We start from the raw sequence: 12,203 nt of genomic DNA, 5'->3' as shown, positions 1-12,203 counted from the left end.
GCGGCAGGCTTGCCTTTATGATCGGATGGACGGGCGAGAAAGGAGCGGGGCATGCCGGAGCCAACCGGGATCGACGAGCGCGGAACCGCGGACGGGCGGCCACCCGAGGAGCCTCCGCGTTCCTCTCCCCCACAACGTAAACCGTCGCACACCAGCCAGGTCACCCGGTTCACTTTCCTGCGCCGCACCCTGCTGCTGAACTTCTACCCGGTGCTGACGGTGGCCGCCGGCAACGCCATCCTGCTCGGCGTGCCCCAGGCGCGCGAAGCCCTGGGCGCCTTCCGCAACTTTGCCGAGACCAGGGAAAGCCTGTGGGCCAATGCCAGCTACTGGATCTTTATCGCGGCCCTGGGCTACTGGTCGCTGACCGCCTGGTACTGCGCGCGCCTGCTGCTGGCCCGGCGCTTCGCGGTCGACAACGTCGGCATGTGCGCCCACCACGGCTTCGCCGCCGCCACCAACACCTGGCTGCCGCGCGCGCTGGGGCTGCTGTCCTGCGTGCCGATCACGGTCTGGTTCGCGCTACCCGGCGCCCCGCCCGGGGCCTGGCTGGCCCCGGCCCTCTACACCGGCGCCTTCCTGCTGCTGGCGGTGCTGCGGCGCAGGCTGGTCAATCGCTGGCTGGGGAAGCAGGCGGTGGCGCCCCAGGCCTGGGCGCGCTCGCGCCGCACGTCGCGCGTGAGCATCGCCGCGGTGCTGCTGATGTTCGCGGTGTCGGGGATGGTGCTGGCGGCGGTCTGGTTCGGCCAGGAAGCGGCAAGCCGGGCGCTTGGCGCGCCTGCCCTGCTGCTATTCGCCTTCGGTTCCTGGACCGTGTTCGGCAGCATCGTGCTGGTCTACCTGCCGAAGAATGCAGGCTGGCCCTCGCTGGCCCTGCTGCCGCTGTTCGCGGCCCTGCTGGCCTCGATCTCGAACGAAAACCATTTCGTGGCCCGCAACGCGGGGCCGCCGCTGGCGGTGCGGCGCCCGCTTCTCGCCGAGGATTTTCGCGCCTGGCAGGCGGCGCGCGGCGCGCATGGGGATGAGCCGGTCTACCTGGTGGCGGCGGCCGGCGGCGCATCGAGGGCGGCGTTCTGGGCCGGCACCCTGCTGCTGGAACTCGAACGCCAGGCGCGCAGCCAGGGCCGGCGCTTCGCCCCGAACATCTATGCGATGAGCGGCGTCTCGGGCGGGAGCCTGGGCCTGGCCGCCTTCGCCGGCTCGCTGGCGGTGGACAGCCCGGACTATGCGGCGACTTCAGCGCAGGTCGGCGCCTTCCTCGGCCAGGATTACCTGGCGCCGCTGGTCGGCTACCTGCTCTACCCGGACCTGCTGGCGCGCTTCTCGCCCTTCCCCTGCCCCAGCTGCGACCGCTCGCTGGCGCTGGAAGGCGCCTGGCGGCGCGGCTGGGCGCAGCGCTTCGGGTCTTCGAAGGCCGCCGACTGGTTCGCGCGGCCCTTGCTGGCGCTGGGGCCCGAGGCAACCGGCCTGCCGCGCCTGCTGTTCAACGCCACCTCCGCCAGCGAGGGCCGGCGCGTGGTGCAGGCCAATCTGGCCTTCCTGCCGCCGCAAGCCTACGACCTGTTCGCCGGCGGCCCCGGCGACCCGCCGCTGGACACCAGCCGCATCACCCTGGCGCAGGCGGTCCATAACAGCGCCCGCTTCCCCTACATCAGCCCGGCCGCGCTGGTCACGACCGTGGACGGCAAGCCCTGGGATTACCTGGTCGACGGCGGCTACTTCGAGAACTCGGGCGCGGCCACCCTCAATGCGATGATCGCCGAGATCCTGAAACTCGGCGTGGTCAAGCCGGAGCAGATCGTTGTGCTGGTGATCGAGAACGAGCCGGCCTCGCAGTCGCAGTGGATCTGCCCGACGCGCGCGCAGATGATCGATGCCGTGGCCGGCCCGGCGCGCGCGCCGCTGACGGTCGGCATCCACCTGCCCTGGCAGCCGCGCCTGCGCCCCGGCGACAAGTACGTGCCGCCGGTACCGGAGCTGTCGCTGCCCTTCTTCGCCCTCTACCAGACCCGCAACGCCCGCGCCCAGGCGGCCGAAGAGGAGACCACGCGCCTGCTGGGCGGCTGCAACGCCGGCCGCGTGATCGAGCTGCGCTACCCCTGGACCGCCGAGGGAAGGCAGCCGCCGCTGAGCTGGTTCCTGAACGGCGGCACCACGCGCGCCATGGCCGGCATGCTGCAGCGGCGCGAAAGCGAAGCCGCGGAGGTGGACGCCTTCCTGGTCAACTGGCAGCGAATCCGGCGCATGGTGCTCGGACCGGGCCAGGCGGCGCCGCGGTGACGCAGGCGCCTGTCGGACTTCAGCTGCGCGCCTACGCCAGGTCCCGCCACCAGGCGCGCCCGGTATGCGGCTGCAGCAGGTCGATTGCCTCGCCCATTTCCGGCGTCGCCAGCGCCACGCCCTCCGCTTGCGCCAGCGCCGCGATCCGTTCGAACGGGTCCTGCCAGCGGTGCAGGCCGAGGTCGAAGGTACCGTTATGCACGGGCAGCAGCCATTTTCCTTTCAGGTCGAGGAAGGCCTGCAGGGTCTGTTCCGGCTGCATGTGCACGTCCGGCCAGCGCTGGTCGTAGGCGCCGGTCTCCAGCAAGGCGAGGTCGAAGGGGCCGTACTTGGCGCCGATTTCCTTGAAGCCTGAAAAGTAGCCGGTGTCGCCGCTGAAGAACAGGCGCAGCTCGCGGTGCAGGATCACCCACGATGCCCACAGCGTGGCATTGCCGTCGTTCAGGCTGCGGCCCGAAAAATGCTGGGCCGGCGTCGCCACGAAGCGCACGCCGTCCACCTCCGTCCCCTGCCACCAGTCGAACTGGCGCACCTTGTCCGCGGCGATGCCCCAGTCGAGCAGGCGGTTGCCCACGCCCAGCGGCGTCAGGAACAGCACCGTCTTCGGCGCCAGCGCCAGCACGGCGGCACGGTCCAGGTGGTCGTAGTGGTCGTGCGAGAGGATCACGGCCTTGATCGGCGGCAGGTCCTCGATGCCGATCGGCGGCCGGTGGAAGCGCGCCGGCCCGGCCCATTGCACCGGCGAGGCGCGTTCGGAAAACACCGGGTCGGTCAGGTAGAACTCGCCGTCCAGCTTGAACAGCATGGTCGAATGGCCGAGCCGGTACAAGGTGTTGTCCGGCGCCGCCAGCAGGGCTTCGCGCGTGAGCACACGCACCGGCACCGGCTGGCGCGGCACGGTGCCGGCCGGCTTGTTGAACATGAAGGCCCACCACAGGCGCGCTGTCTCCCCGAAGCTGTGCTTGCGCATGGGGACGGGGTTGCGGAACTTCGCATCGCGGAACTGCGGCGATTGCGGGAAGGCTGGCAGGGGCGAGGCGAAGCTGGACTGGGTCATGGCGGTGGCGAGCGTGATGAATGGAAATCGAACACGCTCTGCATATAAGGCTGCCAAGAAAGAATTACAAGGGCTCAGTCCGGCGCACGGGGCTCGCCCCGTCCGCCGCCAGGCGTCCTTTCACCCATTCACGCAGGCGATACGTGTTCGCCTCGAAGGGTAGATGAAACAGCCAGGCCAGCGCCACGATCCCGGCAAGCATCGCCGCGAAGACCAGGTAGTGCAAAGGCTGCGCCGGCGACAAACGATGCAGTCCGAAAAAATACAGCATCGCGTCGATCAGCGGCACGTGGATCACGTAGAGCGTGAAGGAAAAGCCGGCGAAGAAGCGCCCGGCGGCCACGGCGCGCTCGCGCATGGGCGACGGCCTGGCGGGACGGTAGCGCATGCTGCACAGGAACAGGGCGAGCGACGTGCCGAAGGCGAGGTCCTGGACGATGGTGCCGGTGCTCATGTGGTTGTTGCCGCCGGCCATACGGTAATAGACCGCCAGCGCCAGGAAGAGCATCAGGAACAGCCTGCGCGCCAGCGGGCCCGCGTCCATCGGCACGCGCGAGAACGCCGCCCCGAGCAGCCAGACCAGGAAGTACAGCAGCATGACCTCGTTCAGAACCTGGGCGATGGCAAGTACCGCCAGCACCGCGCCGACGCGGGCCGGCACTGCACGCGCCCGGAACACCGTCAGCAGCAGCGGGAACAGCAGGTAATACCAGGTCCCGTTGGCCAGGGTCCACAAGGGGTAGTCGCCGCCAAACCGGGGCACGGCCAGGGTCTGCAGGCCCAGCAGGTTGCCGATGAAGGCGCCCGCGGAATACTCGCCGCTGCCGCCAAAATCGGCCGAGGATGCATCGACCCAGCCGGCGTACGCTGCGAACAGCAGCATCGCGGCAAAAGCCGGTATCAGCACGATCCATAGCCGCGTCAGGCGCTCGATCGCATACTCCCGCAGCGCGCCCGGGTGGCCGTAGCGGTCCAGCATGCCGCCGCCGGCCAGCCAGCCGCTGAGGACGAAGAACACGACGATCGCCAGGTGGGCGAAGCCGGTCAGGAAAGCGAACACCTGGAAGGCCGGGGTCGGCTCCGCCACGCTGCCGAAGCCGGGATAGACCCGCGCCCGCAGATGCCCCGCCGCGACCGCCAGTCCGGCCAGGCCGCGCAGCAGCCACATGATCGTCGAAGCGTAGTGATCGCTCTGTAGCCTGGACTCGTGCAGCAAGCTGACTTTGGGCATCGCAAGCTCTCCTGCAGACTATGCATAAAGCATAGGCAGCGTGCCCTGCCGATTAGTTCCCGATCGATGGGCTCATGTGCGCCGCGCAGCCGCCGTTACCGTTATTCTTCGGACAAGATCATCGAGACGGCGTGCCTCGCCCTGCCAAGCCACCATGAACAGTCTGCTGGCCTACGACTATGAGACCACCGGCCTGGACCCGGTCCGCGACCGCCCCGTCCAGTTCGCGTGCCTGCGCCTGGACATGGACCTGAACGTCATCGGCAGGCCGGCCACGCTGTATTGCCAGCCGGCGCCCGATCACCTGCCCGATCCGCAGGCCTGCCTGGTCACCGGGATCACGCCCCAGCGCTGCCAGGCGCTGGGATTGCCGGAGCTGCAGTTTGTCCACGCGGTCCATCGCGAGCTCGCTGCGCCGGGGACGATTGCCTTCGGCTACAACTCGATCGCCTTCGACGAGGAAGTCACACGCTTCATGTTCTGGCGTAACCTCATCGATCCGTATGCCCGCGAATGGAAGGATGGCTGCGGGCGCTGGGATCTGCTCGGCCTCGTGCGCGCCACCTATACGCTGCGCCCCGAAACCCTGGAGTGGCCAGGCGATGAAAGGGGCAAGGTCTCGTTCGCGCTGGAGCGCATCAGTGCGGCGAACGGCTTGCCCCACGATACGGCGCACGACGCCATGTCCGACGTGCTGGCCACGGTGGCTTTGGCGCGGCGCATCCGCGAGCGCCAGCCCCAGCTCTTTGCGCACTGCTTCTCGATGCTGGACAAGAACCTCGCGCTGCAGGAAATGGACGTGGCCTCGCACAGCCCCTTTATCCACGTGGGCCGCGGCAGCGCGAAGGCGGCAGGCATCCGCATCATGATGCCGCTGGCCCCGCACCCGACCAACCGCAACGAAGTCATCGCCTGGGACCTGGCCAAGGATCCGCGCCAGCTGCTGGACATCGATGCCGAAACCATGCGCAGGCGGCTCTTCACCAGGCCGGAGGAACGGCCCGACGATTTCGAGCCGATGCCGATCCGCTGCATCGCCGCGAACAAATCGCCTGTGGTTTTCAAAAACCCTGGCGTACTGTCGCGTGAACGGGCCGCCGAACTGGAGATCGACCTTGGCGCGGCGCTGGCCAATGTACCGGTCATGCGGGGCGTCATGGAGACCGTCGACCTCGCGCGGCTGCTGCAGGTCGTGTTTGCCCGCGAGCCGGCCGAATCCGACGTCGAGGAAGCGCTCTACGCCGGCTTCGTCGGCAATGCCGACCGGCGCCTGCTCGACCAGTTGCGGAGCATGGACCCTGCCACCTTTGCGGGACTCAAGCCGGGCTTCCTCGATCCGAGGCTCGACGAGCTGTTCCTGCGCTACAAGGCCCGCCACTATCCGGGCACCCTCACGCAGCGCGAGGAAGACAAGTGGGAGGAACATCGCTTCCGCAAGCTGATCGAAGGCGCCGGGGGCAGCCGCACGGTAGCCATGGTGCGCGAGGCAGTGTCCCGCTGCCGGCAAACGCTCGCAGCGCCAGGCACGCCGGCCGACCCGGCCAGGCAGCAGGTGCTCGACGATGTGCTGGCCTACACGAACGGCGTGGCCGCGGTGATCGATCCTTTCGGGACCGTGCCGCCGCCCGAGCCCGAGCCGGTGCAGACACCCGTACCGGCGCCGGCGCCGGTCCAGCCCGACCTTTTTGGCGGCGCCGACGTCACGCCGGGCAAGCGCCGGGCTAAAGCGCGCCGTTCCTGAGCAGTTGCGCGACCACGGCTGCGGGATCGATGTCCGCCTCGAAGTCGAAGCGCTGTGCGGCCGCGCGGTAATCGCCGCCAGCCTCCTCCAGCAGGTGCCGGATGTCGGCAGAGCGGCTCAGGGCCTGGATCGGCAGCACCAGGCTCTGGCCGTCCGCCCGAAGCATGGCCAGCTGCTCGCGCAGCTCCCCGATACTGCCGGGGGCAGGTGCGGCCGGGATGGCGGGTACGGCCGGCATCTCAAGGGCCTCGGCGCCGCGCAGCTGCGCCAGTTCGGGGTCGAGCGCGTAGACCGATGCGAGCTTCGCGCACAGCTGTCCGACCTCGAAGCGGCCGGCGTAGCGCCCGCCGGCCAGCAGCTGGTAGCGGACGGTGAGGCGGCCATCCTCACCGGCGTCCAGCAGGTAATGGTCAGCCAGGCGCGCGTCGAGCGAGGGACGGTGGATGCCGATGCGGTCGATGACGCTTTTCAGCTCGTCGTTGGCATGTACCCGCACCGAGAAACTGCGCGCGAGCACACGCGGGTCCTGCGGATCGACGCCGGCGTCCGCGAGCGCGCGCATGGCGATGCCCTGCCCGACACGCAGTGTCAGCTCTTCAAGGGCATGCGCCGGCAGGCCGGTCGCATAGCGCACCGCATCCGGTCCCGCCCTCACCGGCAGCGCGATGGACGCGAACAGGCCGGCGATACCGCTCTCGGACAGGACGGTGCGATAGCGCGGATCCAGCGCTTCCAGGCTCACGCCCTCGCGCATGCCGTCCAGCAGGCAGCGCTCGCGCAGGGCCTGGTATTCGGGATCGGCCTCGAGTTCCGGCGCCGGATAGCGCAGCTCGCGCTGGATGCGCTGGCCATCGACATCCTTCACCCGCGCCGCGCGGAATTCCTCGCGGCTCGCGTCCAGCGTCGGCCAGTGCTTGTGGTAGGCCGCATAGATCTTGCAGATGCCGATGTAATAGGCCAGGTCATGCGCCCCGCCGGACCGGCCGAGCGGCAGTTCGAGCTGGGAGTCGGCGACCTGCGTCCGATGCGCTTTCGGTTTCATGATGCTCGAACGATACCGGATCGTCCGGCGGTCCAACGTTAGCGCACCCACATACACGCAGAGTCCGGGCCGCAACCGGCGAGCGCAAAAACAAAAAAGCCAGCAAATCTGCTGGCTTTTTCGATGAATCCTGGTGGGAAGTGCAAGTTTCGAACTTGCGACCCCTGCAGTGTGAATGCAGTGCTCTACCCCTGAGCTAACCTCCCTGCTTATTACTACTCTACTTGCTGCTTTTGCTGCGATTGCGTCGCTGCAATGACGAGCATTATAGGGGGAGTTTTGCGTTTTGTCACCCCTGAGGAGAATATTTTCTCCAAACACATTCCCCTTTCACGCCTTTGTCGAGGGCGGCCAGCACGGCATCGTGCTCGGCCAGCTCGTCGGCGGCTGCCGAAACGACGATGATCTCGCCCAAGGGCACGGCTTCCAGCAGCGCACCGCCGCCGGCCGCTTCGATCTCGACATCCATCGACAGCATGTTCTGTCCGCGCGTCATTGCCAGGTAGACGTCGGCCAGCAGCTCCGAGTCCAGCAGCGCGCCGTGCAGCTTGCGGTGGGCGTTCGAGATGCCGTAGCGGTCGCACAGCGCGTCCAGCGAGTTGCGCTTGCCCGGGTGCAGTTCCTTCGCATGTACCAGGGTGTCGATCACGTTGCTGCAGTGGCTGACGAAAGGCGGCAGGCCCAGGCGCTCGAACTCGTGGTTCAGGAAGCCCAAGTCGAAGGGCGCGTTATGGATGATGACTTCCGCATCCTGCACGAACTCGCGCAGTTCCTGGGCAATCTCGTGGAATTTCGGTTTGTCGCTCAGGAATTCGGTGGTCAGGCCGTGCACCGCCAGCGCCGCTTCGTCCGAGTCGCGCTCGGGATTGATGTAGCGGTGGAAGTTATTGCCGGTCAGCTTGCGGTTGAAGATTTCAACGCAGCCGATTTCGATGACGCGGTCACCCGTGCGTGGGTTGAGGCCGGTGGTTTCGGTGTCGAGGACGATTTGGCGCATGCAATATTCTACCAGTTCAACGCTTGACCGAGGCCGCGCCCATGTTGGCCAGACCGTCGGCGCGCTCGTTGCCCGGATGGCCGTTGTGGCCGCGCACCCAGCGCCATTCGACCGCGTGCTGCTGCTGCGCGGCGTCGAGGGCCTTCCACAAGTCCTCGTTCTTGACCGGCTCCTTGGTCGAGGTCTTCCAGCCGCGCGCCTTCCAGCCGTGGATCCATTCGGAAATGCCCTTCTGCACGTACTGGCTGTCGGTGTGCAGCACCACATGGCAGGGACGGTTCAGCACGGTCAGCGCCTCGATCACGGCACGCAGCTCCATGCGGTTGTTGGTGGTGTTCGGCTCCCCGCCGAAGATTTCCTTTTCGTGCTCGCCGGCCACGAGCAGCGCGCCCCAGCCGCCGGTGCCCGGATTCCCCTTGCAGGCCCCGTCGGTAAAAATCTCTACTTTGGTCGTCATGCTCTCTTCTACTTGTTGCGTTCGTTGCGGTTGGTTGCCGGCACCGCCTTCGGCGCCTTGCCCGGCTTCTTGTTCCAGGCCGGTCCGATGATGTTCATGCCCTTGACGCGCTTGATCGCATGCACGATGTAGACGGCGCCCAGGTAAGGCCACCAGCGCTGCCCTGCCCCTTCGACGAAGGCGAAGCGGTTCAGCCACTGGGTGGTGCGGAAAGGCGGCGCATAGCAGCCGAAGTGGCTGCGGGTGGCGCCGAGATTCAACAATTTTAACCAGTCTTTCAACCGGGGCAAAGAAATGAACTCGCCTGCGGTCGGCAGGTAGGCGCTGCTGGTGATGCGTCCCATGCCCTGGCGCACGCCCCACATGCTGGCCGGATTGAAGCCGCAGATGATCAATTGCCCCTCGGGGATCAGCACACGCTCGACCTCGCGCAGCACCTGGTGCGGCTCGGCGGCGAATTCCAGCACGTGCGGCAGCACCACCAGGTCCAGGCTCTGGGATGCGAAGGGCAGCTCGGCAAAGTCGAGCGCCACCGCGATCTGCTTGCCGCCCGCGGCGATCGACAGTTCGTTGGCGGTCGAGGTGCGGGTTGCGGCCTGCCACTTGTTCGGCATGCGGTTGGCGGCCAGCGCATCGATCTGCGGCACGCCGATCTGCACGGCGTTGAAGCCGAAGATATCGGCCGTCAGCTCGTCCAGGCAGGCCTGTTCCCAGGCGCGCACGTAGGCGCCGGCCGGGGATTGCAGCCATCGGTCGAGCGCTATAATGGATTTTTCGGATACCGCGCTATCCATGCCACCCCTTCTTGCTTACGCATCTTTCAGCCCATGACGAATTCGCCAAGCAGCCCCAACACCCTGAGCGTTCTCACCGTGCCCGCCTTCAAGGACAATTATCTCTGGCTCATCCACGACGGCATCCAAGCGGCGGCGGTCGACCCGGGCGACGGGCAGCCCATCCTCGATGCCTTACGGGCGAATGGATTGACCCTCACCGCCATTCTACTCACCCATCACCACGCTGACCATATCGGTGGCGTGCCTCAATTGCTCAGCGAGTATAACGTTCCGGTATTTGGTCCGCGTAACGACAAGATTGCCGCGGTCACCCACCCGCTGGGCGAAGGTGACCGGGTAAAGGTGCCGGGCCTGGCGCTGGAAATGTCGGTTCTGGACGTGCCCGGCCATACGCTGGGGCATATCGCTTACGTGCGGGAGACGCCGGGCGAGCACTGGCTGTTCTGCGGCGACACCCTGTTCGGCGCCGGCTGCGGCCGCCTGTTCGAGGGCACGCCCGCGCAAATGGCGGCCTCCCTGGGCAAGCTGGCAGCCCTGCCCGACGATACCCTGGTCTATTGCGCCCACGAATATACGCTGTCCAACCTGCGCTTTGCCGAAGCGGTCGAGCCCGGCAACCGGGCGCTGCAGATGCGTCTCGAGGCGGACAGCAAGGCGCGCGGAACAAATTTGCCGACCATTCCTTCGAACATCGCCATTGAGAAGGCGACCAATCCCTTCCTGCGGGCCAGTGAGCCGGGGATCATGGACAGCCTGGTGGCGGCGGGGAGGCTGGAGCGCGGGGCGTCAAAGGTGGAGGCGTTTGCGGCCTTGCGGGAGTGGAAAAACGTGTTTTAAGCGATTGGCGAAACTGTGCATGGGCACGTGATTGATGCCCCCGGCATCAATCACTCCACCCTACGCGTGACGAAAATATCGTAGGGTGGGCACCACGTGCCCACCAAAACACTCAGATTTCTTCGTACAGCGGCAAGGTCAGGAACTCCGCAAATTCCTCCGAAGTCGACATCTTCTCGAAAATCTCCGCCGCCCGCACATAAGTCGGATTGTCGCCGTTCGGCGCCACTTCCTTCACCTTGGCCAGTTCTTGCGGGATCATCTCGCGCACCATCTCCGCCGTGACCTTGCGGCCATCGTCCAGCACGCCCTTCGGCGAGCGGATCCACTGCCACACCTGCGAACGGCTGATCTCGGCGGTCGCCGCGTCTTCCATCAGGTTGTGGATGGGCACGCAGCCGTTGCCGGCCAGCCAGGCGCCCAGGTAGTGGATGCCGACGTTGATGTTGTAGCGCAGGCCGGCTTCGGTGATCGGCGCTTCCGGCTTGAAGTCCAGCAGCTGGGCCGCGGTCACCTCGACGTCCGGCCGCTGCTTGTCGAACTGGTTCGGGCGCTCGCCCAGCACCTTCCTGAATTCGGTCATGGCCGGCTCGACCAGGCCCGGGTGGGCGACCCAGCCGCCGTCGTAGCCGTCGTTGGCGTCACGCGACTTGTCGCCGATGACGCCGGCCATTGCGGTGGCGTTCTTCTCCGGATCGTTCTTGATCGGGATGAGGGCCGACATGCCGCCGATCGCCGGCGCACCGCGCTTGTGGCAAGTCTTCAGCAGCAGCAGCGCGTAGGCGCGCATGAAGGGCGCCGTCATCGTCACCTTCGGGCGGTCGGCCAGGCAGAAGTCTTTATCGAGCTTGAACTTCTTGATGCAGGAGAAGATGTAATCCCAGCGGCCCGCGTTCAGGCCGGCGCTGTGCTCGCGCAGTTCGTACAGGATCTCGTCCATCTCGAAGGCGGCCAGGATGGTCTCGATCAGCACCGTGGCCTTGATCGTCCCCTGCGGCAAGCCCAGTTCGTTCTGCGTCATCACGAAGATGTCGTTCCACAGGCGCGCTTCCAGGTGCGATTCCATCTTCGGCAGGTAGAAGTACGGACCGGCGCCGCGCGCCAGCTGTTCCCTGGCGTTGTGGAACATGAACAGGGCGAAGTCGAAGATGCCGCCGGAAACGCGCTTGCCGTCCACCAGCACGTGCTTCTCGTCCAGGTGCCAGCCGCGCGGGCGCACGACCAGGGTCGCGACCTTGTCGTTCAGCTTGTACTGCTTGCCGTTCTGCTCGAGCGAGATCGTCTTGCGCACGGCGTCGCGCATGTTCAGCTGGCCGGTGATCTGGTTGTCCCAGTTCGGGGTGTTCGAATCCTCGAAATCGGTCATGTAGCTGTCCGCGCCGGAATTCAGGGCGTTGATCACCATCTTGCGCTCGACCGGGCCGGTGATTTCCACGCGGCGGCATTCCAGCGCTTGCGGAATCGGAGCGATTTTCCAGTCGCCGTTGCGGATGTGGGCGGTCTCGGGCAGGAAGTCCGGACGCTCGCCGGCATCCAGCTTCCTGGCGCGCTCGACGCGGGCGGCCAGTAGTTGCTGGCGGCGCGGCTCGAATTCGCGGCTGAGCTTGGCGACGAGGGCGAGCGCCTCGGGCGTCAGGATCTGTTCGTAGCCGGGCTTGATCTCGGCGCGGATTTCCATTCCGGACGGGGTGGCGATGGTCATGACGTACTCCTCTTTAGTATGAAAACTCGGCGCTGCCAAGCGCAACAGCGGTCTTGGCGTTT

Annotated in this window: 10 protein-coding genes and 1 tRNA gene; 3 read left to right on the top strand and 8 right to left on the bottom strand. The window is 66.7% G+C overall.

What is annotated here, in order from left to right; all coding sequences use genetic code 11:
• Positions 1–51: 51 nt before the first annotated feature.
• Positions 52–2,280 carry a hypothetical protein gene (locus LQV39_RS07400; RefSeq protein ID WP_230022588.1) on the top strand — a complete coding sequence of 743 codons (2,229 nt, stop codon included), beginning with the start codon at positions 52–54 and terminating at the stop codon, positions 2,278–2,280.
• A 31-nt stretch (positions 2,281–2,311) separates the two neighbouring features.
• On the opposite strand, the gene LQV39_RS07395 is transcribed toward LQV39_RS07400, so the two are convergent.
• Both LQV39_RS07395 and LQV39_RS07390 read right to left on the bottom strand, forming a co-directional pair.
• Positions 2,312–3,337, bottom strand: a complete 1,026-nt coding sequence (locus LQV39_RS07395; protein WP_230022585.1) for an MBL fold metallo-hydrolase — start codon at positions 3,335–3,337, stop codon at positions 2,312–2,314.
• Between the two features lie 64 nt (positions 3,338–3,401).
• On the bottom strand, positions 3,402–4,568 hold the full coding sequence (locus LQV39_RS07390; RefSeq protein WP_230022583.1) for an acyltransferase: 1,167 nt from the start codon (positions 4,566–4,568) through the stop codon (positions 3,402–3,404).
• Between the two features lie 154 nt (positions 4,569–4,722).
• Between LQV39_RS07390 and sbcB the strand changes: the two genes are divergently transcribed.
• The gene (sbcB, locus tag LQV39_RS07385; RefSeq protein ID WP_230022580.1) at positions 4,723–6,309 is read left to right on the top strand and encodes an exodeoxyribonuclease I; all 1,587 of its coding nucleotides are present in this window, start codon (positions 4,723–4,725) and stop codon (positions 6,307–6,309) included.
• Here the strand turns inward: sbcB and LQV39_RS07380 are convergent.
• From LQV39_RS07380 to LQV39_RS07360, 5 genes are all read right to left on the bottom strand, one after another.
• A complete protein-coding gene (locus tag LQV39_RS07380; protein ID WP_230022578.1) occupies positions 6,290–7,351 on the bottom strand; it encodes a hypothetical protein in 1,062 nt (353 codons plus the stop codon). The genes sbcB and LQV39_RS07380 overlap by 20 nt on opposite strands.
• A 131-nt stretch (positions 7,352–7,482) precedes the next feature.
• Positions 7,483–7,557: transfer RNA gene (locus LQV39_RS07375), tRNA-Val, on the bottom strand.
• An 83-nt stretch (positions 7,558–7,640) separates the two neighbouring features.
• On the bottom strand, positions 7,641–8,348 hold the full coding sequence (gene dnaQ, locus LQV39_RS07370) for a DNA polymerase III subunit epsilon (RefSeq protein WP_230022576.1): 708 nt from the start codon (positions 8,346–8,348) through the stop codon (positions 7,641–7,643).
• Between the two features lie 16 nt (positions 8,349–8,364).
• Complete coding sequence (rnhA, locus tag LQV39_RS07365) at positions 8,365–8,805, bottom strand: ribonuclease HI (RefSeq protein ID WP_230022573.1); 441 nt, start codon at positions 8,803–8,805, stop codon at positions 8,365–8,367.
• A gap of 8 nt (positions 8,806–8,813) precedes the next feature.
• The gene (locus LQV39_RS07360) at positions 8,814–9,599 is read right to left on the bottom strand and encodes a class I SAM-dependent methyltransferase (protein WP_230022571.1); all 786 of its coding nucleotides are present in this window, start codon (positions 9,597–9,599) and stop codon (positions 8,814–8,816) included.
• Between the two features lie 33 nt (positions 9,600–9,632).
• On the opposite strand from LQV39_RS07360, the gene gloB reads away from it, so the two are divergent.
• Entirely contained in the window at positions 9,633–10,439 is an 807-nt protein-coding gene (gene gloB, locus LQV39_RS07355) for a hydroxyacylglutathione hydrolase (protein WP_230022569.1), read from the top strand.
• A gap of 112 nt (positions 10,440–10,551) precedes the next feature.
• Here gloB and aceB read toward each other — a convergent pair whose 3' ends face one another.
• Positions 10,552–12,141 carry a malate synthase A gene (aceB, locus tag LQV39_RS07350; RefSeq protein WP_230022566.1) on the bottom strand — a complete coding sequence of 530 codons (1,590 nt, stop codon included), beginning with the start codon at positions 12,139–12,141 and terminating at the stop codon, positions 10,552–10,554.
• Between the last annotated feature and the right edge of the window lie 62 nt (positions 12,142–12,203).

The organism is Massilia sp. Bi118 (genome assembly GCF_918697865.1).
Taxonomy (GTDB): Bacteria; Pseudomonadota; Gammaproteobacteria; order Burkholderiales; family Burkholderiaceae_D; genus Telluria.
The sequence above is the reverse complement of the archived record's forward strand: the minus strand, read 5'-3'. Positions and strand labels throughout refer to the sequence as shown.

Bases quoted from the DNA above. Each gene is read 5' to 3' on its own strand.
- aceB (WP_230022566.1), bottom strand. From the start codon at position 12,141: ATGACCATCGCCACCCCGTCCGGAATGGAAATCCGCGCCGAGATCAAG.
- rnhA (WP_230022573.1), bottom strand. From the start codon at position 8,805: ATGACGACCAAAGTAGAGATTTTTACCGACGGGGCCTGCAAGGGGAAT.
- sbcB (WP_230022580.1), top strand. From the start codon at position 4,723: ATGAACAGTCTGCTGGCCTACGACTATGAGACCACCGGCCTGGACCCG.
- gloB (WP_230022569.1), top strand. From the start codon at position 9,633: ATGACGAATTCGCCAAGCAGCCCCAACACCCTGAGCGTTCTCACCGTG.
- LQV39_RS07380 (WP_230022578.1), bottom strand. From the start codon at position 7,351: ATGAAACCGAAAGCGCATCGGACGCAGGTCGCCGACTCCCAGCTCGAA.
- LQV39_RS07360 (WP_230022571.1), bottom strand. From the start codon at position 9,599: ATGGATAGCGCGGTATCCGAAAAATCCATTATAGCGCTCGACCGATGG.
- LQV39_RS07395 (WP_230022585.1), bottom strand. From the start codon at position 3,337: ATGACCCAGTCCAGCTTCGCCTCGCCCCTGCCAGCCTTCCCGCAATCG.
- LQV39_RS07400 (WP_230022588.1), top strand. From the start codon at position 52: ATGCCGGAGCCAACCGGGATCGACGAGCGCGGAACCGCGGACGGGCGG.
- LQV39_RS07390 (WP_230022583.1), bottom strand. From the start codon at position 4,568: ATGCCCAAAGTCAGCTTGCTGCACGAGTCCAGGCTACAGAGCGATCAC.
- dnaQ (WP_230022576.1), bottom strand. From the start codon at position 8,348: ATGCGCCAAATCGTCCTCGACACCGAAACCACCGGCCTCAACCCACGC.